This is a genomic window from Azospirillum sp. P4_B5 (genome assembly GCF_056402275.1).
This window is the reverse complement of sequence record NZ_JBFUHT010000028.1, coordinates 19,256-38,696: the sequence shown is the minus strand read 5'-3', so window position 1 is coordinate 38,696 and position 19,441 is coordinate 19,256. Positions and strand designations below refer to the sequence as shown.

Below are 19,441 nucleotides of genomic sequence, written 5' to 3'. Positions count from 1 at the left end.
TGCCCTCTCCGCCCAGCGGGGGGCAAGGGTGGGGGGAGTTCCCAGGGCCACCAACCGGCCCGCCCCGCGCCGTACCAGCTCCAACGACTGGGCGGTCGGGTTCACCACCGGCTCCCCGAGGGGGGCCACGCCATGAAGGAGGACCGTCATGCGTCACGGCGTTTCCGGACGTAAGTTCAGCAAGACCACCAGCCACCGCAAGGCCATGTTCTCGAACATGGCGAACGCGCTGATCAAGCACGAGCAGATCAAGACCACCTTGCCGAAGGCCAAGGATCTGCGCCCGATCGTCGAGCGTCTGATCACGCTCGGCAAGAAGGGTGGCCTCGCCAACCGCCGTCTCGCCTTCGCGCAGCTGCGCGACGACGCGATGGTGACCAAGCTGTTCACCGTCCTGGCCGACCGTTACAAGGACCGCCAGGGTGGCTACAGCCGCGTCCTGAAGGCCGGCTTCCGCTACGGCGATGCCGCCGCCATGGGCGTGATCGAGCTGGTTGACCGCGACGTCGCCGCCAAGGGCCAGGATTCGGGCCCGGTGGAGATCAAGGACGAGGTCGAGGCCGAGGGCTGAGCCCCCGGTTGAGTTTTCGTGAAATCTTATCGCCGCCGTTGCCCAGCGGGTGGCGGACGACGATATAGGTGACCGACCGGCCCTCCCTTTGGGTTCATCCCCGGAGGGAGGGTTTCCGGTTTCCGGGTTCCGCCACTTCGGGAGGGCGCCGCGCGCGCGGTATGCTGAAACCTCTCTACAACCGGATTCTCAAGCTCTCCGCCCGCAAGGACGCCGTCTGGTGGATGTCCGCCGTCTCCTTCGCGGAAAGCTCCTTCTTCCCCCTTCCGCCCGACGTCATGCTGGTGCCGATGTGTCTGGCGGAGCCCAAGAAGCTCTGGCGCTACACCAACATCTGTGCTCTGGCCTCGCTGATCGGCGGGCTGTTCGGCTACGCGGTCGGGTTCTATCTGTTCGAGAGCGTCGGACGGCTGATCATCGACCTCTACAACGCGCAGGAGTCGTTCCAGCGCTTCCAGGACATGTTCGCCGAATTCGGCCCCTGGTTCCTGATTCTCAAGGGCATCACGCCCATACCCTACAAATTGCTGACGATCACCGCGGGATTCGCGCACCTCGACCTGACGGTGTTCATCCTGTGCTCGATCGTCGCACGATTCTCGCGATTCTACATGATCGCGATCCTGCTGCATTTCTACGGGCCGCAGGTGCGCGACATCATCGAGAAGCGGCTGATGCTGGTGACGACCGTTCTGCTGGTCATCATCATCGGTGGCTTGCTCAGTTTCAAATTCGTGTGAGCGGCGCGGGGCTTGCCCCGCGCGTCACTCGCAAACCCGCAGTCAGTCCGGGCAAAATCAATCCGGCATCCCGCGGTCCTGGCGGTTGCGCTCCGACGGGGGCAGGGCGTTGCGCTCGCGGCGGTCGCGCATGACCATCACGCCGATGGCCAGCGCCATGCCGATGCCGGCCAGCAGGGGCAGCACGACCTCGCCGGCGCTGACGGTGGGCATGGCGAGCATGCGCACGATGAGCAACAGCAGGCCGCCGATCAGCAGCGCCACGAAGATGGTGGTCGATGTCCGGCGGCGCGGCGTCGGGCCGGGATTGTTGGGACTCATTTGAGGCATTCCCTTATCGCTTGCGTTCCCGGCATAGTGGGCGCCGAGCCCGCGGCATGGTCCATGCGGGGGACCATCCGCCAACGTCCGGGGTCACGCAAGAACAATGGGAGTCAAAGCCGAGATGTTCCGTCCGAAACTCATTCTGGGGCCGGTGCTGGCCCTCGCCCTGGTTGCGCTCGCCGCCTGCGCGGACGCGCCGGGGCGTTCGTCCGGCGCCGCCGTGGGCGGTGCTCCGGCGGCCTCCACCACGGCCCCGACAACGGCCCCCGCCGGGGCGCCGGCAGCCTCGCGCCCGGCTCGTGGGGTCGAAGACCCGTCGCTTCGCCTGGATGGCGGTGTCGGCAGCGACGATTCCTGCCGCGCCCAGTGCGAGCGCAGCAACAACTCCTGCATGGACTCGGTGGCCGCGCGCGCGCAGAGCGGGCTCGACCGTCCGGACCGCGGCGGCATCTTCTCGCCGACCGACAATTGCCAGCATTCGCTGCGCATGTGCTACCAGCGCTGCGGCGCGCCCACCAACCAGTGACCGGTCCGGTGCGATCGGTGGATCGGCGATGAGCAAACGCGGCGACTCCGGAGCCACCGGCGGCTTGTTCGAGGCGGGCGCCCCCCGCCCGCTGGCCGACCGGCTGCGCCCGCGCAGCCTGGGCGAGGTGGTCGGTCAGGAGCATCTGTTGAAGCCCGACGGTCCGCTGGGCCGCATGGTCGCCGCGCGCCGGCTGGCCTCCATGATCCTGTGGGGGCCGCCCGGCTGCGGCAAGACGACCATCGCGCGGCTGCTCGCCCTGTCCACCGACCTGCATTTCGAGCCTCTGTCGGCGGTCTTCTCCGGCGTGGCCGACCTGCGCAAGGTCTTCGACGCCGCGCGGGCGCGGCGCGCGGCCGGGCAGGGCACGCTGCTGTTCATCGACGAGATCCACCGCTTCAACCGCTCCCAGCAGGACGGCTTCCTGCCCTATGTGGAGGACGGCACCGTCACGCTGGTCGGCGCCACCACCGAGAATCCGTCCTTCGAGTTGAACGCGGCGCTTCTGTCCCGCGCCCAGGTCTTCGTGCTGAACCGGTTGGACGATGCGGCGCTGGAGAAGCTGCTGTCGCGGGCCGAGGCGGAGATGGGCCGCCCGCTGCCGCTGACTCCGGACGCGCGGGCGGCGCTGAAGGCGATGGCCGACGGCGACGGTCGTTTCTGCCTGAATCTCTGCGAGGAGTTGTTCGCCCTGCCGGTGCCGGAGGACGGCGGGCTTCTCGACAACAACGCGCTCGCCACCGCCATCCAGCGCCGCGCCCCGCTCTACGACAAGGCGCAGGAGGGGCACTACAACCTCATCAGCGCGCTGCACAAGTCGCTGCGCGGGTCGGACACCGACGCGGCGCTCTACTGGTACGCCCGCATGCTGGAGGGTGGCGAGGACCCGCGCTACATCGCCCGCCGGCTGACGCGCTTCGCGGTGGAGGACATCGGCATGGCTGACCCCAACGCGCTCGCCCAGGCCACCGCCGCCTGGGAGGCCTACGAGCGGTTGGGCAGCCCGGAGGGCGAACTGGCCATCGCCCAGCTGGTCATCTATCTGGGGACGGCGCCCAAGTCGAACGCCGGCTACACCGCCTACAAGAGCGCGGTGCGCGCCGCCAAGGAAACCGGCAGCCTGATGCCGCCCAAGCACATCCTGAACGCTCCGACGAAGCTGATGAAGCAGATCGGTTACGGCAAGGGTTACGAGTACGACCACGACACGGCGGACGGCTTCTCCGGCCAGAACTACTTTCCGGAGGGCATGGCGCGGCGCGCCTTCTACCAGCCGGTGGAGCGCGGCTTCGAGCGCGAGATCAAGAAGCGTCAGGACTACTGGGCGCGCCTGCGCGACCGCAAGGCCGCGGAGGGCGAGGAGTAGGCGCGCCTCATGGCTTCGGGTAGGCAACCCCGAGAATCCACACCGGAGCCTCCGGTGGGCCGGCCCGTTCGAACACGTAGGTCACGGTCGCGCTGGTGAAGGGCGTGGCCCGGATGCAGCGCCCGCCGACGTCCATTTCCCCGCACCACAGCGCCGGCACCCGCACGTTCAGCGTCTTGCCGAACTGGGTGCCGCCAAGCTCCTCGCCGCACAGGAGTTCGCCCGGATAGCCGGTCAGGGCGCGCCATGCGGCGTCCCAGGACCGGTGATCGGCGAACATCGGCGTGCCGACGCTCTGCACGGTCTCGGAAGGCGGCACCGCGCCCGGAATGTGCCGCGCGAGGCGCCCGCCCTCCGCCGTGTTGCGGTCGGGGTCGGCGGACCGCTGGACGCTCGCGATGTCCAGGCACGGGGCGCTCCGCGCCGGGGCGGCGGCCAGGGTCAGGCCGGCGGCGAGCAGGCCGGCGATCTTGCGGGTGGGCATGCGGGCACTCCAAGTGCAATGATCCTGCGCTGATTGTTGGACGTTCGGTTTTCAGCTTGGTGAAATTGGATCGGGGCGATCGGGCATGACGACGGGGGACGTGGTTCCGGCCTTCACGCGCTTCGTCGCCATCGACTGGTCGGGCGCCGTGGGCAAGCGCTACGCCGGCGTCGCCGTCGCGGAATGCGGCGCGGAGGGGCCGCCCCGGATCGTCGCGCCCACCGAGCGGCAATGGTCGCGCACCACCGTGTACGATTGGCTGCTCGACGGGCTGGGGCGGGGGCCGGCGCTGATCGGGATCGACTGCGCCTTCTCGCTGCCCTTCGATGTGGCCGGTCGCTACTTCCCCGACCCCGACGCGGCGACGGCCTTCGACCTGTGGGACCGGGTGGAGGCGGTGGCCGGGGCGGAGCCCGACTTCGCCGGGGGCAGCTTCGCGGCGCATCCGGACTATGGGACGGATTTCTGGCGCGCCGGGACGCAGCCGGACTGGTACCGCGACCCGCACCGGCTGACCGAGCGGGTGTGCCGCGCCGACGGCTACGGCAGCCCGCAGAGCCCTTACAAGCTGATCGGCGCCAAGCAGGTGGGGAAGGGCGGGCTGGCCGGGATGCGGATGCTGCGCGCCCTGAAGCGGGCGGCACCGGAGCGGGTGGCTGTCTGGCCCTTTGACGCGCCGGGTCCGGGGCGCACCGTCTTCTGCGAGATCTACCCGCGCCTGTTCCTCATCCGCGCCGGCTTCGGGCTGCGCAAGATCCGCGACGGGGCGGCGGTCGACGCCGCGCTGGCCGTCCTCGGCGCGCCGCCCGCCGGCCTGTCCGGGGCGGTAACCGACCATGACGCCGACGCGCTGGTCTCCGCGGCGGGGCTGCGCTGGCTGGCCGGGCGGCCGGCGGTGTGGAGCCCGCCGGCCATGGACGCGCGGGCGCGGCGGCAGGAGGGCTGGATCTTCGGGGTGGGCGACCGGAATACGGGGGGTGCTGCGCCCGGCGCGTGACAAGCCGCCGCAATTCTGGCTCTAATCCGCGCGGGATGCCTGTCGTCCCGTCCGTTCCGGAGGTTCCGTGATCGCATCACCGTCCACGCTCGCCGCGGTCGCCGTCGGTGGGGCCGTCGGTTCCATGGCGCGCTATCTGCTGATGACGGCGGTCGGCCATTGGTTGGGCACGCAGTTTCCCTACGGGACGCTGGCCGTGAACGCTGTCGGCTGCTTCACCATGGGCGCGCTGGCGGAGCTGGCCGCGCTGGTGTGGTCGCCCTCGCCGGAGCTGCGGGCGCTGCTGATGGTCGGGGTGCTGGGGGGATTCACGACCTTCTCCTCCTTCACGCTCGACGTCGGGGTGCTGGTGGAGCGGAACGCCCTGCCGGCGGCGGCGGGTTACATCCTGGCCTCGATGGTGCTGACCATCGCGGGTTTCTTTGCCGGCCTCGCGGTCGTGCGTTCTCTTGTTTCGGTGCCCGTTTGATGAGTGAGAACAAAACCCCCAGCGTGGAAACCCGGACCGTGACGTCCGACGAGGCCGATGTCCGCCTCGACCGCTGGTTCAAGCGCCATTTCCCCGACGTGGGGCACGGCTACCTGCAGAAGCTGCTGCGCACCGGCCAGATCCGCGTGGACGGCAAGCGGGCGGAGACCTCGACGCGGCTCGCCGCCGGCCAGTCCATCCGCATCCCGCCGCTGGCCGACTGGGCCAAGCCGGAGGGCGCCGCCGCGGCCCCCGCGCCGAAGAAGCCGGCCATGTCGGACAAGGACATCGCGGCGCTCCAGGCGCTGGTTCTCTTCAAGGACGGCGACGTCATCGCGCTGAACAAGCCGGCGGGCCTCGCCGTTCAGGGCGGCACCAACACCACCAAGCATCTCGACGCCATGCTGGACGCCCTGCGCTTCGACGCGAAGGAGCGGCCGAAGCTGGTGCACCGGCTGGACAAGGACACCTCGGGCGTCCTGCTGCTGGCGCGCAACACCTTCGCGGCGTCCAAGCTGACGGAGCAGTTCCGCGGCCGCGACGTGCGCAAGATCTACTGGGCCGCCACGGTCGGCGTGCCGAAGCCCTACCAGGGCAAGATCGACCTCGCGCTGGCCAAGGAAGGCGGGCCGCAGGGCGAGCGGGTGGCCGGCGACGAGGACGACGGCAAGCGCGCCGTCACCTACTATTCGGTGCTGGAGAATCTGGGCAAGCAGGCGGCCTTCGTCGCCATGTGGCCGCGCACGGGGCGCACCCACCAGCTCCGCGTCCACATGAACGCCATCGGCACGCCGATCCTGGGCGACGGCAAATACGCCGGGCAGGGGGCCTATCTGCCGGGCGCCGAGGTCCAGAAGAAGCTGCATCTGCACGCCCGCCGCCTGATCCTGCCGCACCCGCGCGGCGGCAACCGGATGATCGACGTGACGGCGCCGCTGCCCGACCACATGCTGACGACCTGGAAGTATCTGGGCTTCAGCGCCAGCCTGAAGGGCGACCCGTTCGAGGGGGTCGAGTAGAAGCTGGGTTTTTCACCACAAAGGCACGAAGATTCACAAAGGCGTTCGGAGTGACGGCCGGACGCCTCCCCGTGGGGACGTCTTCGTGAAATTCTTTGTGCCTTCGTGTCTTCGTGGTGAATCGTTTCCATCGAAAGCACGCTTTCACCCCGCCTCGCGCCCCTCCAGAAACGCCGTGAGCTGCTCCGCCGCCTGTCCGACATGCTCTTCGACGAGCCGGCAGGCCGCATCCGCGTCCCCCGCCCGGCAGGCGGCCAGCAGCGCGCGGTGCTCGTCCTGCGACCGCGGCCGATAGCCCAGCGCCGCGAACTGGAAGCGCAGGTAGCGGTCGGCGGCCAGCAGATGCTGCTCCGTCAGCGCCAGCAGACGGGGCCGCCCGGCCCGCGCGTAAAGCGTCATGTGGAAGCGCCGGTTCAGCTCCCCCATGCGTCCCGGATCGGCCTCGCCATCCATCTCGGCGATCAGTTCCTCCGCCTGATCGAGGTCCGCCGCCGTCAGGCCGGGCAGCGACAGGCGCAGCGCCATCGGTTCCAGCGCCATGCGGATCGCCCCGATGTCGGCGCCGTCCGCCGCCGAAATTTCCGCGACGACCGCCCCGCGGTGGGGGTGGAACTCGGCCAGCGCCCGCGCCTCCAACTGGCGCAGCGCCTCGCGCACCGGCATGCGGCTGACCCCGAAGGTCTCCGCCAGTTCCTCCTGTCGCAGTGGCGTGCCCGGAGCAATGACCCCGCTGAGGATCGCCTCGCGCAGCGTCGCCTCCACGAACTCCGTGGTGGTGCGGTGGCGCGGCTGCGCGCGCGCCACGAGGCGCGACAGCCCGTCGTTGACCGTCATGCGTGATCTCCCCTTGCCAGGATATTGGATCCAATCTATCACCAGTCTCATCGTCCTGCACGCCCGATGGAGGGTCCCAAGTCATGTCCTCTTCCGACACCGTCCCGGCAGCGGGCCTTTCGACGGGGCTTTCCCTGCGCGCGGTCGGCGCCGGCCTGCTGGCGGCCCTGGTCGGTTACGCCAGTTCGGTGGCGGTGGTCATTCATGGCCTGACCGCGGTGGGCGCCAGCACGGAGCAGGTGGTGTCGGGCCTCGTCCTGCTGGGCTTCGCCATGGGGCTGACGGCGATGGGCCTCAGCCTTTACCGGCGCAAGCCGATCAGCATTGCCTGGACGACGCCGGGCATGGCGCTGCTCGCCGCCACCGGAGCGGTGGAAGGCGGCTTCGCCGCCGCGGTGGGGGCCTTCGCGGTGACCGGGGTGCTGATCGTCCTGGCCGGGCTGTGGGCGCCGCTCGGCCGCTGGATCGCAGCGATCCCCAAGCCGCTGGCCAACGGCATGCTGGCGGGCATCCTGCTGAAGCTGTGCCTGGCCCCCTTCCTGGCGGTGTCGCAGGCGCCGGGGATGGCGCTGCTGGTGCTGGCGACCTGGGCGGTGGTGGGGCGGGTGGCGCGGCTCTACGCCGTGCCCGCCGCGGTGGCGGTGGCGCTGGGGGCGATGGCGCTGGACTCTTCCGGCGGTTTGGCCGGCGGTTTGGCCGGCGGGGCGGCGCTGTCCGGTGCGCTGTGGCCGGGCGTGACCTTCGTCCAGCCGGTCTTCACCTGGGAGGCGATGGTCGGCATCGCGCTGCCGCTGTTCGTCGTCACCATGGCCTCGCAGAACATCCCCGGCCTCGCCGTTCTGGCAACCTACAACTACGCGCCGCCGACCCGCCCGATCTTCCTGGTGACGGGGGCGGCCTCCGCCCTGACGGCGCTGGGCGGTGCTCCGACCGTCAACCTCGCGGCGATCACCGCGGCGCTCTGCGCCAGCCCGGACGCCGACCCCAACCCGGCACGGCGCTGGCAGGCCGCCTTCGTCGGCGGCATCGGCTACATCCTGTTCGCCGGGCTGGCCGGGGTGACGGCGGTGATGGTCACCCGTTCCCCGCCGATCCTGATCGAGGCGGTGGCCGGGTTGGCCCTGGTCGGGGCCTTCGGCGCCGCCCTGATGGGCGCCGTGCAGGTGGAGGCGAACCGCACCGCCGCCCTGGTCACCATGCTGGTCACCGCCTCCGGCCTGTCCTTCGCCGGGGTGGGCTCGGCCTTCTGGGGGCTGCTGCTGGGCGGCGCGGTCCATTTGCTCCATTGGCGCCCTTCGGTGTCGCAGCCGGCAAAGTGAGTTGCGCTTTGCCGGTATGGGCCGCATAAGTCCGGTACGACCCGCGTCCCGGAGGCGATGCCCGTGAGCAACTCAGAGAATGCCCGTCCCCTGCGGCTGGCCCTGTTCGATTGCGACGGCACGCTGGTGGACAGCCAGTTCGCCATCATCGACGCCATGACCACCGCTTGGGCCGCCCACGGGCTGGGTGAGCCGGACCCGCTGGAGGTGCGCCGCATGGTCGGGCTGCCGCTGGTGCAGGCGGTGTCGCAACTGCTTCCGGACCTCGACACCGACCGCCATGTGGCCATCGCGGAAAGCTACAAGGACGCCTTCGCGGCGCTGCGCCACCGCGGCGACCTGCACGAGCCGTTGTTCCCCGGCCTGCGCGACACGCTGGACGCGCTGGAGGCGGAAGGCGTTCTGCTCGGCGTGGCGACCGGCAAGTCGCGGCGCGGGCTGGATGCGGTGCTGGCCCATCACGGGTTGACCGAGCGCTTCGTCACGCTCCAGACCAGTGACATCGGCCCCGGCAAGCCGCATCCCGACATGGTCTATCGCGCGCTGGCCGAAACCGGGGTGGACGCGGCGCGGACGGTTGTGATCGGCGACACCACTTACGACATTCGGATGGCCCGCAACGCGCGGGTCGCGTCGGTCGGCGTCTCCTGGGGCTATCACGCGGTGGCCGAACTGGAGGGCGCCGGGGCCGACCGCATCGTCCATCGCGGGCGCGCGTTGGCCGGCGCCGTGCTGGACCTGTTGCACCGTTAAGAGAGACTTCGAAGGACCCTGATGAAGCGCTTCTACAAGACCGCCTCCGTCGACGAGGCCGCCGGCGGCGGCTTCGAGGTGCGCCTGGACAACCGCCCGATCCGCAGCCCGGCCAAGGCGCCGCTGGTCTTCGCGAGCTGGCCGCTGGCCCAGGCCGTCGCCGCCGAATGGGACGCCCAGCCCGAGGACATCGCTCCGGACAGCATGCCGCTGATGCAGCTCGCCAGCACGGCGGTTGACCTGATCGGCAAGGGCCGGGCCGCCATCGTCGACGGCGTGGCCGCCTATGCGGAGACGGACCTGCTCTGCTACCGCGCGGAGCACCCCCGGAACCTGGTGGAGCGGCAGGCGCAGCGCTGGCAGCCGCTGCTCGACTGGGCGACGCTGCGCTACGACGCACCGCTGCACGTCAACGCCGGGTTGATGCCCAAGCCGCAGCCGCCCGAGGCGCTGCGCGCCCTGCGCAACGCGGTGGAGGCCTACGACGACTGGACGCTGTCGGCGCTCCAGACCGCGACCGGTTCCTGCGGCTCGCTGATCGTCGCGCTGGCGCTGGTCGAGGGGCGCATCGACGCCGAGGAGGCGTTCGAGGTGTCGCAGCTCGACGAGACCTTCCAGATCGAAGCCTGGGGCGAGGATCCGGAGGCGACCAAGCGCCGCGCCGCCCTGCGCGTTGACATCGCCGCCTGCCGCCGCTTCGTCGATCTGCTGCGGGCCTGATCATCCTTCGGATGGGGACGGAATAAAGCGGCGCGGCGGGCGTCCTGTCAGTGAGGGCCGGGTCCAATCACCCGCCCCGTCACGACAGGGAGGTTCCGTCCATGCACCGCTTCACCCGCTTCACCGCCGTCGCGGCGATTGCGCTGGCGCTCGGCCTCGCGGCGCCGTCCGCCTTCGCGCCCTCCGCCTTCGCTCAGGGCGCCATGCCGGCCAAGACCGGCCAGTCGGCCGGCGGCCCTGTGCTGACCGACAGCAAGGGCATGACGCTGTATGTCTTTGACCGCGATGCGGGCGGCAAGTCCGCCTGCAACGGGCAGTGCGCCACCAACTGGCCGCCGCTGATGGCGCCGGCGGGCGCCAAGGCGATGGGCGACTATACGGTCGTCACCCGCGACGACGGTTCCATGCAGTGGGCCTACAAGGGCAAGCCGCTCTACGGCTGGGCCAAGGACGGCAAGCCGGGCGACACCACCGGCGACGGGGTGAACAACGTCTGGCACGTCGCCCGCCCGTAACGGCGGCTTCGAACAGGGAAAAGCCCCCGCGGCGCTGGGCCGCGGGGGCTTTTCGTGACGGTAACGTCGGCGATTGGCCGGCTGTTACTGGCCGGTGCCCGACGGAGCGACCGGCGGGGTGCCGGTGGCGCCGCCCGGAGCGGTCATGGTGCCGGAGGTCCCGGTGGAGGAGCGGCTCGCCGCGCCGTTCACCGTGTCGCCGGCCTTGTCCTTGTTGCGGTTCAGCGAGGTGGTGGTGTCGGAGTATTCGAACTCCGGCATTTCCTTCACCTGATCGCGGGTCATGCCCGAGAGCTGGACGCGCTCCTGCTGGGCGTCCCAGTTGGCGTTGCCGATGTCCACGGCGATCTGCTTCTCGCCGATGCCGAGGAAGCCGCCCGAGGAGATCACGAGCTGCTGGGCTTGGCCGTTGCTGTCGAGGATGATGTCCTCGACCTCGCCGACCTTCTCGTTGTCGGTGCCGTAGACGTTCTTGCCCATCATGTTCTCGGCGCTGGCGAGCGTGCCGCCGGTCAGGCCGGAGGCGCTGCCGGTCGTGGCGCTGCCGGTCGCAGCGCTACCCGGGGCGCTGCCGCTTTTGTTCATCTCGGTCGCGGTCGGGGCGCCGGTGGCGGGGCTGCCGGTGGACGGTGACGTCGTCTGCGCCATCGCCGTGCCGGTCATCAGCGCCAGGACGGACGCAGCCGCGATGATTTCCCTCCGCATAACTCACTCCTCTCCGTGTTTCGGCGTGTCGGTTGAGTGCCTTGGTTTGTCTCGGCAAGGCACAACGACAACAGGGGCTCGGAGGGAATGGTCACGCGGGAAATCGGAAAAATCTTTCGGCTAGTCCGTGCAAGTTTCGGGAATAAAAGTGACGAAGAACTCAAAAGCTTGCCCAGACTGGCTTTGCCGGCGTGACTGTAGCCTCTCCGGCTGTCAAGACCAATCCGTCTTGCCCCGCACGGGTGAGGTCTTCCAGCCGCAACAAGGCAAGCGCCGTCGAGCCATGGCCGCTGCGAATCTCGCCGACCTCCTTGCCCTCGAGCGTCACCGGTGTGCCGGGGGTGGGCAGGGGGCCGTCCAGCGTCACCGGGAACAGCTTCTTCTTGATCAGGGCGCGGTACTTGGTGCGGGCGGTCAGTTCCTGCCCCATGTAGCAGCCCTTGTCCCAGGAGATGGCGTTGAGGTCGTCCAGATCGTTCTCCAGGGGCAGCGCCTTGTCCGGCGTGAGGTCGCGGCTGCCCTCCGGAACGCCCAGCGAAAGGCGCAGCCGGTCGTAGTCCTCCGCGCCGCGCGGAACGAAACCCGCCGCCTCCAGCGCCGCCGCGGCGCCATCGCGCGGCAGGAAGGCGCGGGCGCCCAGCGCCGGCAGGCGCGGGTCGGTGAAGGCGACGCCGCCCGCGAAGGGGGCCGCGGCGCCGGCCTCCTCCGGCAGGCCCAGCCGGGCGAGGGCGTCGCCGCCGAACAGGACGACGGCCACCAGGGCGCCGGCCCGGTCCTCCAGCGTGATCTTGGAGCGCAGCTTGTACATCTTCAGGCGGCGCAGGAATTCCTCGCGCCGGTCCGTCTCGGGGTCGAGCAGAAGGGCGCCGTCCGATTCGGCGATGCGGAAGTCGTGCAGGAACTTGCCTTGGGGGGTCAGGAACAGGGCGTAGACGGCGCGGTCCGCTGCGACGCGGCGCACGTCGTTGGATACCAACCCTTGCAGGAAGGCCGCCCGGTCCTCGCCCGCGACCGCGATGACGCCCCGGTCCTCCAGGATTGCGTAGCTCGCCTGTTCCGCCGTCATGCCCTTGCTCCGATTGTCCCGTCCAAGTCCCCGATAGTTGGGCGAAGGGGGCAGGGGAGGCAAGGGTGGCGAGGGCTGTGCCCTTGCATGGCGCGTCCGCCTTTTCCGCGGACGCGCCACGGTGCAAGCCGTGGTCGATAAACCTTCAGATAGGCCGTCAGGCGGCTGGAGGTTCGATCCGCAGGACCTGCACCGACTTGGTGCGGCCGTCGAGCGTGCCGTAGGCGATGGATTGCCCCTCGGACAGGCCGAGCAGGGCGGCGCCCACCGGGGTCAGGATCGAGATGCCGTCCTGGCGCCTAGCCGCTTCGTCCGGTGTGATGAGTGTGGCGGTGTGCCGCGTGCCCCGGTCGTCCGCGAAGGTGACCCGGCTGCCGAGCCGGACGAAGGGCGTGCCGCCGCCGCCGCCGTCGGGAGGGTCCGCGACATCGGCGCGGTCGACCTCGCGCTGGAGGAAGTCGATGACACCAGCGGGCCGGCTGAGATGGGCGAGAAGGACGTCGAGACGCCCGAGATCCTGGGGGGTGATCCGGATCGGCGGCGGATCGCCGAGCATCGACTTGCGGTTCATTCCAAAAGCTCCATAAGCAAAGGCCGCCGGAAATGGCGGCCCTTTCCATAGCTGATGACGACGGCGGCCTCTTGTCAACCGTGCGGCGGCGTGGCATCTGTCCGTGTGCGAAGCAACTGCTGATTTGTTGGGTCATCTGCCGCTTTGTTGGGCTGCCCGGGCGCCTGGAACGGGGCACCTGAAACGGGGCGAATGACCGCAGGCTGGGCAACCGCTTCCCCTGTTGACGGCGAACAGCTTTGACGGGCAAGACTCTCCGAAAGTGGCATGGCTTTGGCAATGCCCTGCCGACTTCACCCCTACCCGGTTCGTCTCCTTGGATTTCCCATCCGTGTCATCTCCTCCGCACCGGCTCGAACTGCGCGGCATCACCAAGCGCTTTCCGGGCTGCCTGGCGAACGATCAGGTCGATCTCGTCCTCCGGCCGGGCGAGATCCACGCGCTGCTGGGCGAGAACGGCGCCGGCAAGTCGACGCTGGTGAAGATCATCTACGGCGTGCTCCACGCCGACGCCGGCCGGATCCGATGGAACGGGCATGACACGCACATCCCCGACCCGGCAGGCGCGCGCCGGCTGGGCATCGGGATGGTGTTCCAGCATTTCTCCCTGTTCGACACGCTGACGGTCGCCGAGAACATCTCGCTCGGCCTCGACCAGCCCGGCCCGATGGACGCGCTGTCGGCGCGCATCGCCGAGGTGTCGGAACGCTACGGCCTGTCGCTGGACCCGCGCCGCCACGTCCACACCCTGTCGGTCGGCGAGCGGCAGCGGGTGGAGATCGTGCGCTGCCTGCTCCAGGACCCCAAGCTGCTGATCATGGACGAGCCGACCTCGGTCCTGACGCCGCAGGAGGCGACCCGCCTGTTCGAGACTCTGCGCCGTCTGGCGGCGGAGGGCTGCACGATCCTCTACATCAGCCACAAGCTGGAAGAGATCCGCGCGCTCTGCGACACCGCAACGGTGCTGCGCGGCGGGCGCGTCGTGGGGAGCTGCGACCCGCGCCGGGAGACGGCGCGCAGCCTCGCCGAGATGATGATCGGCACCGAGCTGTCCACCCCGGAACGGCTGCCGCAGGCGGCGGCCGGGGCGCCGAAGCTCCAGGTGCGGCATCTCTCCACCACCTCCGACAACCCATTCTCCACCAACCTGAAGGACGTGTCCTTCGAGGTGCGGGCCGGCGAGATCCTGGGCATCGCGGGCGTCGCCGGCAACGGCCAGGCGGAGCTGATGGCCGCGCTGAGCGGCGAGGCTCTGGTGCCGGATCCGGCCTCGGTCGCCATCGAGGGGCGGCCCGCCGGGCATCTCGGCCCGCGCGAGCGGCGCCTGCTCGGCCTCGCCTTCGTGCCGGAGGAGCGGCTGGGCCGCGGCGCCGTGCCGGAGTTGAGCCTGTCGGAGAACGCGCTGCTGTCCGGCTACGCCCGCGAGCCGCTGGTGCGCAGCGGGCTGGTGCATTTCGGGCGCGCACGCTCCTACGCCGAGCGGATCATCGGCGCCTTCAACGTGGTCACCCACGGCCACCGGGCGGAGGCGCGGTCGCTGTCGGGCGGCAACCTCCAGAAATTCATCATCGGCCGCGAGATCCTGCAGAAGCCGCGCCTGCTGGTGGTCGGCCAGCCGACCTGGGGCGTGGACGCGGGTGCCGCGGCGGCGATCCACCGGGCGCTGATCGACCTCGCACGGGCGGGTGCGGCCGTCCTGGTGATCAGCCAGGACCTGGACGAGCTGTTCGTGCTGAGCGACCGCATCGCCGTGCTGTTCCACGGCCATTTGTCTGAAAGCCGCCCCACCCACCACACCAGCGTGGAGGAGATCGGCCTGCTGATGGGCGGCCTGTTCAACCACCCGCCCGACGAGGATGAGGAGTGATGGGACCGACGCTTCATACCCTCTCCCCTCTGGGGAGAGGGAAGGGTGAGGGGGATGCCCTTTCGCCGAACGCCGCGCCCTGCGCAACCCCCTCACCCCAACCCTCTCCCCAGAGGGGAGAGGGGGCAATCCTCGGTAAGGCTCGGGCATGACCCTCCTCCGTCTCGAACCCCGCGGCGAGGCGTCGCGCGCGATGGTCTACGCCACGCCGCTGCTGGCGGTCGCGCTCACGCTCGTCAGCGGCTTCCTGCTGTTCTGGGCCATGGGCTTCGACCCGGTGAAGGCGCTGCATGCCTTCTTCATCGCGCCGCTGCTGTCGCTGCGCGGCTTGGGTGAGCTGGCGGTCAAGGCGACACCCTTGGTGCTCTGCGCCATCGGCCTCGCCATCGGCTTCCGCGCCAACGTCTGGAACATCGGGGCCGAGGGCCAGCTCACGCTCGGCGCCATCACCGGCGGCGGGCTGGCGCTGGCCTTCTACGGCGAGGGCGGCTGGTGGCTGCTGCCGCTGATGATCGTCGCGGGCATGGCCGGCGGCGCCCTGTGGGCGGCGATCCCCGCCTTCCTGCGGGTGCGCTTCAACGCCAGCGAGATCCTGACCAGCCTGATGCTGAACTATGTGGCGCTGCATCTGCTGAACTACCTGATGCACGGCCCCTACCGCGACCCGGACGGCTTCGCCTTCCCGGAATCCCGCCTGTTCGAGGCCGACGCGGTGCTGCCGCTGCTGGTCGCCGGGACGCGCGTGCATCTGGGGTCGCTGTTCGCCCTGCTCGCGGTGGGATTGGGCTGGTTCCTGATGGCGCGCACCTTCATCGGCTTCCAGATCAAGGTCATCGGCCTGACCCCGACGGCGGCGGGCTACGCCGGCTTCAATCAGAAGAAGATCATCTGGCTGACGCTGCTGCTGTCCGGCGCGCTGGCCGGTCTGGCCGGTCTGGGCGAGGTCGCCGGGCCGATCGGCCAGATGAACCCGACCATCTCCCCCGGCTACGGCTACACCGCCATCATCGTCGCCTTCCTGGGGCGGCTGCACCCGGTGGGCATCCTGCTGGCCGGCTTCCTGATGGCGCTGTCCTTCATCGGCGGCGAGGCGGCGCAGATCGCGCTGGGCTTGCCCAAGGCCATCACCGGCGTGTTCCAGGGCATGCTGCTGTTCTTCCTGCTGGCGACCGACGTGCTGATCCGCTACCGCGTGCGCTTCGGCGCGAAACGGGCTGTCGTGGGGAGGGCCGCGGCATGAGCGCCGAACTGGCCCTTCTCGGCCCGATCCTCGCGGCCATGCTGGCCGCCGCCACGCCGCTGCTGTTCGCCGCTCTGGGCGAACTGGTGGTGGAGAAGTCCGGAGTCCTGAACCTGGGCGTCGAGGGCATGATGCTGGTGGGGGCCGTCTGCGGCTTCGCCGTGGCGGTCCAGACCGGCAGCTCCACGCTGGGCTTCGTCGCCGGTGCGGCGGCGGGGGCGGGCATGGCGGCGCTGTTCGGCCTGCTGACCCTGCTTCTGCTCGCCAACCAGGTGGCGACCGGGCTGGCGCTGACGCTGTTCGGCGTCGGCCTGTCGGCGCTGATCGGGCAGGGCTTCGTCGGCATCCCCATCGCCGATGTGCCGGAACTCTACATCCCCGGACTGACCGACCTGCCGGTGATCGGCAAGGCGCTGTTCGGGCAGGACGCGCTGGTCTATCTGGCGTTGGCGGCGGTGCCGGCGGTGCACTGGTTCCTCTACGCCACGCGCAAGGGGCTGATCCTGCGCGCGGTGGGCGAGAACCACGCGGCCGCCCACGCGCTCGGCTACAAGGTCATCCGAATCCGTTTCCTCGCCGTGCTGTTCGGCGGTGCGATGAGCGGCATGGGCGGGGCCTTTCTCTCGCTCGACTACACGCCGATGTGGGCGGAGGGCATCTCCTCCGGGCGCGGCTGGATCGCGCTGGCTCTGGTGGTCTTCGCCACCTGGAAGCCCGGTCGCGTGCTACTCGGCGCGTGGCTGTTCGGTGGGGTGACCATCGCGCAGCTCCACGTCCAGGGGCTGGGAATCGACATTCCGTCACAACTCTTGTCGATGCTGCCTTATCTGGCTACCGTCATCGTCCTGGTGGTGATTTCACGGGATGTCGCCCGAATCCGGCTGAACGCGCCGGCCAGCCTCGGGAAGGTCTTCCATCCGGACGCCTGACGGGCGCCGGGATATCGGCAAGTCTTACGTTCGTGCTCAATCAATTGGATCAGGGAGCAAACACGTGAACAGAAGGACCATGGGCAAGGCCCTGATGGGTCTGGCCACCGGCGCCGCCATGCTGGCGTTGGGCGTCGGCGCGGCCGACGCGCAGGAGAAGATGAAGGTCGGCTTCGTCTATGTCGGTCCGATCAGCGACCACGGCTACAGCTACCAGCACGACCAGGGCCGTCTGGCTGTGGAGAAGGAGCTGGGCGACAAGGTCACCACCACCTTCGTCGAGAACGTGCCCGAGGGCGCCGACGCCGAGCGCGTGATCGAGCAGCTCGCCTCCTCCGGCCACAAGCTGATCTTCACGACCTCCTTCGGCTTCATGAACCCGACGCTGAAGGTCGCGCAGCGCCACCCCGACGTGAAGTTCGAGCACGCCACCGGCTACAAGCGCTCGGCCAACGTCGCCACCTATTCCGCGCGCTTCTACGAGGCCCGCACGGTCATCGGCCAGATCGCCGGCAAGATGACCAAGTCGAACATCATCGGCTACATCGGTTCCTTCCCGATTCCCGAGGTGGTCAGCGGCATCAACGCCTTCACCATCGCTATGCGCGAGGTGAACCCGAAGGCCGAGGTGCGCGTGGTCTGGGTGAACAGCTGGTACGATCCCGGCAAGGAAGCCGAGGCCGCCAAGGCGCTGATCGACCAGGGCGCCGACGTGATCTCGCTGCACACCGACAGCCCGGCGGCCATCCAGGTCGCGCAGGAGCGCGGCCTGTGGGTGTTCGGCCAATCGTCGGACATGACCCGCTTCGGCCCGAAGGCGCACCTGACCGCCATCGTGGACGACTGGCGCGAGTATTACGTGAACCGCGTCAAGGCGGCTCTGGACGGCTCCTGGAAGTCGCAGGACACCTGGGGCGGCTTCAAGGACCACATGCTGTTCCTGGCCCCGTACAACCCGGCGCTCCCGGCGGACGTCGTCGCGGCGGCCGAGAAGACCCGCACCGACATCATGGAAGGCAAGCGCCACTCCTTCCAAGGCCCGGTGAAGGACCAGTCCGGCAAGGTCGTGATCGCCGAGGGCAAGCAGGCCACCGACGAGCAGATCCTGAAGATGGACTGGTACGTCGAGGGCGTGCAGGGCAAGGTTCCGAAGTAAGCCGGGACCGGTCGCCGAGAGGGAAAAAAGGGGAGGCTTCGGCCTCCCTTTTTTGTTGACCGCTTCTTTTGACGGCCGGTCCTCAGCCCGGCTGGCGGCCCAGCGCGGCCCAGCCGGCGGGGGCGAGGCGCATCACCTCCGGTCCGCTGCCGGCGGGGTTGGGCTCCATCGTCACCAGTTCCCGGTTTTCGAACCAGACCCAGCGGGGAACCTCCGCCGCGGTGGGGACCCAGCCTTCGGCCATCCTTTCCAGCACCGCCAGATCGGCGGCGGCGATCGGGAATTTCGGCTTCGCCGGGGCACGGTTGGGCGCGGCAGGGGCGGGCTGGGGCGCCGTCGGGGCGTCCTGCCCGGCGCGGGCGTGTATCCAGGCCGTCTGGAAGGCGGTCAAAGCCTCGTTCAGTTCGCCGCGCAGCGGCTCGGACGGGCAGCGCAGGTAGCGGTCCAGCAGGGCGTGCAGGGCTTCGGCGGAAAGGGGCAGGGTTGCGGGCATGGGGCGGTTCCGTGGTCGGCGTGGTCCGGCACCGCAGCCATAAACGCAAGGGGCTGGAAAAGAAAGGCTCCGCCGCTTCAGGGAGCGCGGCGGAGCCTGTCGAGGAGGCACAATCCCCTGTGCTGCCTGACTCCAAACACGCGGGCCGGGCCGCCGGTTCCACACTCCCTTCCGGGGTGACCCGCAAGGAAGCGGTCCGAAAGCCGGGACGATGCGTTGACAGCCGCAGGACAGGCTCTCGCGTCGGAAAGGGAAAGGCATCGTGGGGAACGGATTCCGGAAGGCGTCGCAGGTCATCTATTTCCTGGCGACCGGGGTGTTGATGCTGTTCGCCCTGGTGTTCATCGGCGTGGCCGCCTATGCGGTGTTTCACAGCCTTCTGCTCCTCGACATCGAGGCGACGACGCACGGACTGCTGGACGGCGTGGGCATGATCGTGCTGGCCATCGCCGTCTTCGAGATCGCCAAGTACCTCTATGAGGAGGAACTGGAGCACGACCGTGAGTTGCGGCACGCCGACGAGGCCCGCCGCACCCTGACCAAGTTCCTGACCACCATCATCATCGCCGCCAGCCTGGAAGGGCTGGTGCTGGTGTTCGAGGCCCGGACCTCGGACATGAGCGACATGGTGTATCCGGCCATCCTCCTGATGGTCATCGTCTTCATGGTGCTGGGGCTGGGGCTATACCAGCTGATCAGCCGACGGGCGGAGACCATCGACCCGAAGGAGGGGGATTCCTGACCGCCCCTCGCGTTCCAACATTGCTGGGAGGAGTT

23 protein-coding genes are annotated in these 19,441 nt (G+C 69.5%); 16 read left to right on the top strand and 7 right to left on the bottom strand.

The features are described from left to right. Positions 1-148 precede the first annotated feature (148 nt). Positions 149-571, top strand: a complete 423-nt coding sequence (gene rplQ / locus AC1DVI_RS20760) for a 50S ribosomal protein L17 (RefSeq protein WP_094304321.1) — start codon at positions 149-151, stop codon at positions 569-571. 161 nt (positions 572-732) lie between these two features. After that, entirely contained in the window at positions 733-1,311 is a 579-nt protein-coding gene (locus AC1DVI_RS20755; RefSeq protein WP_476959584.1) for a YqaA family protein, read from the top strand. Positions 1,312-1,368: 57 nt separating this feature from the next. Here AC1DVI_RS20755 and AC1DVI_RS20750 read toward each other — a convergent pair whose 3' ends face one another. After that, positions 1,369-1,632 (bottom strand): hypothetical protein, encoded by a 264-nt coding sequence (locus AC1DVI_RS20750; RefSeq protein ID WP_476959583.1) that lies wholly within the window; start codon positions 1,630-1,632, stop codon positions 1,369-1,371. 124 nt (positions 1,633-1,756) lie between these two features. Between AC1DVI_RS20750 and AC1DVI_RS20745 the strand changes: the two genes are divergently transcribed. Together AC1DVI_RS20745 and AC1DVI_RS20740 are read left to right on the top strand one after the other, a co-directional pair. Beyond that, positions 1,757-2,161 (top strand): hypothetical protein, encoded by a 405-nt coding sequence (locus AC1DVI_RS20745; RefSeq protein ID WP_137114301.1) that lies wholly within the window; start codon positions 1,757-1,759, stop codon positions 2,159-2,161. A 28-nt stretch (positions 2,162-2,189) separates the two neighbouring features. Beyond that, a complete protein-coding gene (locus AC1DVI_RS20740) occupies positions 2,190-3,527 on the top strand; it encodes a replication-associated recombination protein A (RefSeq protein WP_476959582.1) in 1,338 nt (445 codons plus the stop codon). Positions 3,528-3,534: 7 nt separating this feature from the next. On the opposite strand, the gene AC1DVI_RS20735 is transcribed toward AC1DVI_RS20740, so the two are convergent. Then, positions 3,535-4,011, bottom strand: coding sequence for a hypothetical protein (locus tag AC1DVI_RS20735; RefSeq protein WP_476959581.1), 477 nt, complete (start codon positions 4,009-4,011; stop codon positions 3,535-3,537). 85 nt (positions 4,012-4,096) lie between these two features. On the opposite strand from AC1DVI_RS20735, the gene AC1DVI_RS20730 reads away from it, so the two are divergent. The 3 genes from AC1DVI_RS20730 (at position 4,097) to AC1DVI_RS20720 (ending at position 6,496) form a co-directional block, all read left to right on the top strand. Beyond that, positions 4,097-5,008, top strand: a complete 912-nt coding sequence (locus AC1DVI_RS20730) for a hypothetical protein (RefSeq protein WP_476959580.1) — start codon at positions 4,097-4,099, stop codon at positions 5,006-5,008. Between the two features lie 67 nt (positions 5,009-5,075). Next, positions 5,076-5,477: a fluoride efflux transporter CrcB gene (gene crcB, locus AC1DVI_RS20725; protein ID WP_476959579.1), complete on the top strand. Its 402-nt coding sequence runs from the start codon at positions 5,076-5,078 to the stop codon at positions 5,475-5,477. Next, positions 5,477-6,496: an RluA family pseudouridine synthase gene (locus AC1DVI_RS20720; RefSeq protein WP_035672869.1), complete on the top strand. Its 1,020-nt coding sequence runs from the start codon at positions 5,477-5,479 to the stop codon at positions 6,494-6,496. The genes crcB and AC1DVI_RS20720 overlap by 1 nt, the downstream gene beginning before the upstream one ends. Before the next feature lie 144 nt (positions 6,497-6,640). On the opposite strand, the gene AC1DVI_RS20715 is transcribed toward AC1DVI_RS20720, so the two are convergent. Next, the gene (locus AC1DVI_RS20715) at positions 6,641-7,330 is read right to left on the bottom strand and encodes a GntR family transcriptional regulator (protein ID WP_476959578.1); all 690 of its coding nucleotides are present in this window, start codon (positions 7,328-7,330) and stop codon (positions 6,641-6,643) included. Between the two features lie 83 nt (positions 7,331-7,413). On the opposite strand from AC1DVI_RS20715, the gene AC1DVI_RS20710 reads away from it, so the two are divergent. The 4 genes from AC1DVI_RS20710 (at position 7,414) to AC1DVI_RS20695 (ending at position 10,637) form a co-directional block, all read left to right on the top strand. Then, entirely contained in the window at positions 7,414-8,649 is a 1,236-nt protein-coding gene (locus tag AC1DVI_RS20710) for a benzoate/H(+) symporter BenE family transporter (RefSeq protein ID WP_476959577.1), read from the top strand. A 63-nt stretch (positions 8,650-8,712) separates the two neighbouring features. Beyond that, positions 8,713-9,402 carry an HAD-IA family hydrolase gene (locus AC1DVI_RS20705; protein WP_476959576.1) on the top strand — a complete coding sequence of 230 codons (690 nt, stop codon included), beginning with the start codon at positions 8,713-8,715 and terminating at the stop codon, positions 9,400-9,402. 21 nt (positions 9,403-9,423) lie between these two features. Further along, positions 9,424-10,122 (top strand): ATP12 family chaperone protein, encoded by a 699-nt coding sequence (locus AC1DVI_RS20700; protein ID WP_014240068.1) that lies wholly within the window; start codon positions 9,424-9,426, stop codon positions 10,120-10,122. A 101-nt stretch (positions 10,123-10,223) separates the two neighbouring features. Further along, positions 10,224-10,637 carry a COG4315 family predicted lipoprotein gene (locus AC1DVI_RS20695; RefSeq protein ID WP_476959575.1) on the top strand — a complete coding sequence of 138 codons (414 nt, stop codon included), beginning with the start codon at positions 10,224-10,226 and terminating at the stop codon, positions 10,635-10,637. An 84-nt stretch (positions 10,638-10,721) separates the two neighbouring features. On the opposite strand, the gene AC1DVI_RS20690 is transcribed toward AC1DVI_RS20695, so the two are convergent. The 3 genes from AC1DVI_RS20690 to AC1DVI_RS20680 all read right to left on the bottom strand — a co-directional run bounded on the left by AC1DVI_RS20690 (position 10,722) and on the right by AC1DVI_RS20680 (position 12,979). Next, complete coding sequence (locus tag AC1DVI_RS20690) at positions 10,722-11,342, bottom strand: PRC-barrel domain-containing protein (RefSeq protein ID WP_476959574.1); 621 nt, start codon at positions 11,340-11,342, stop codon at positions 10,722-10,724. A gap of 160 nt (positions 11,343-11,502) precedes the next feature. After that, positions 11,503-12,408: a CAF17-like 4Fe-4S cluster assembly/insertion protein YgfZ gene (ygfZ, locus tag AC1DVI_RS20685; RefSeq protein ID WP_476959573.1), complete on the bottom strand. Its 906-nt coding sequence runs from the start codon at positions 12,406-12,408 to the stop codon at positions 11,503-11,505. A 157-nt stretch (positions 12,409-12,565) separates the two neighbouring features. Beyond that, positions 12,566-12,979, bottom strand: a complete 414-nt coding sequence (locus AC1DVI_RS20680; RefSeq protein ID WP_476959572.1) for a GreA/GreB family elongation factor — start codon at positions 12,977-12,979, stop codon at positions 12,566-12,568. Between the two features lie 331 nt (positions 12,980-13,310). Between AC1DVI_RS20680 and AC1DVI_RS20675 the strand changes: the two genes are divergently transcribed. The 4 genes from AC1DVI_RS20675 (at position 13,311) to AC1DVI_RS20660 (ending at position 18,171) form a co-directional block, all read left to right on the top strand. Then, the gene (locus tag AC1DVI_RS20675) at positions 13,311-14,846 is read left to right on the top strand and encodes an ABC transporter ATP-binding protein (RefSeq protein WP_476959571.1); all 1,536 of its coding nucleotides are present in this window, start codon (positions 13,311-13,313) and stop codon (positions 14,844-14,846) included. Positions 14,847-14,994: 148 nt separating this feature from the next. Continuing rightward, the gene (locus AC1DVI_RS20670; RefSeq protein WP_476959570.1) at positions 14,995-16,086 is read left to right on the top strand and encodes an ABC transporter permease; all 1,092 of its coding nucleotides are present in this window, start codon (positions 14,995-14,997) and stop codon (positions 16,084-16,086) included. Next, the gene (locus tag AC1DVI_RS20665) at positions 16,083-17,015 is read left to right on the top strand and encodes an ABC transporter permease (protein WP_476959569.1); all 933 of its coding nucleotides are present in this window, start codon (positions 16,083-16,085) and stop codon (positions 17,013-17,015) included. The genes AC1DVI_RS20670 and AC1DVI_RS20665 overlap by 4 nt, the downstream gene beginning before the upstream one ends. A gap of 79 nt (positions 17,016-17,094) precedes the next feature. Next, complete coding sequence (locus AC1DVI_RS20660; protein ID WP_014240078.1) at positions 17,095-18,171, top strand: BMP family ABC transporter substrate-binding protein; 1,077 nt, start codon at positions 17,095-17,097, stop codon at positions 18,169-18,171. A gap of 82 nt (positions 18,172-18,253) precedes the next feature. Here the strand turns inward: AC1DVI_RS20660 and AC1DVI_RS20655 are convergent, their stop codons facing one another. Next, complete coding sequence (locus AC1DVI_RS20655; RefSeq protein ID WP_476959568.1) at positions 18,254-18,664, bottom strand: hypothetical protein; 411 nt, start codon at positions 18,662-18,664, stop codon at positions 18,254-18,256. Between the two features lie 262 nt (positions 18,665-18,926). On the opposite strand from AC1DVI_RS20655, the gene AC1DVI_RS20650 reads away from it, so the two are divergent. Beyond that, positions 18,927-19,406 carry a hypothetical protein gene (locus tag AC1DVI_RS20650; protein WP_476959567.1) on the top strand — a complete coding sequence of 160 codons (480 nt, stop codon included), beginning with the start codon at positions 18,927-18,929 and terminating at the stop codon, positions 19,404-19,406. Positions 19,407-19,441 lie beyond the last annotated feature (35 nt).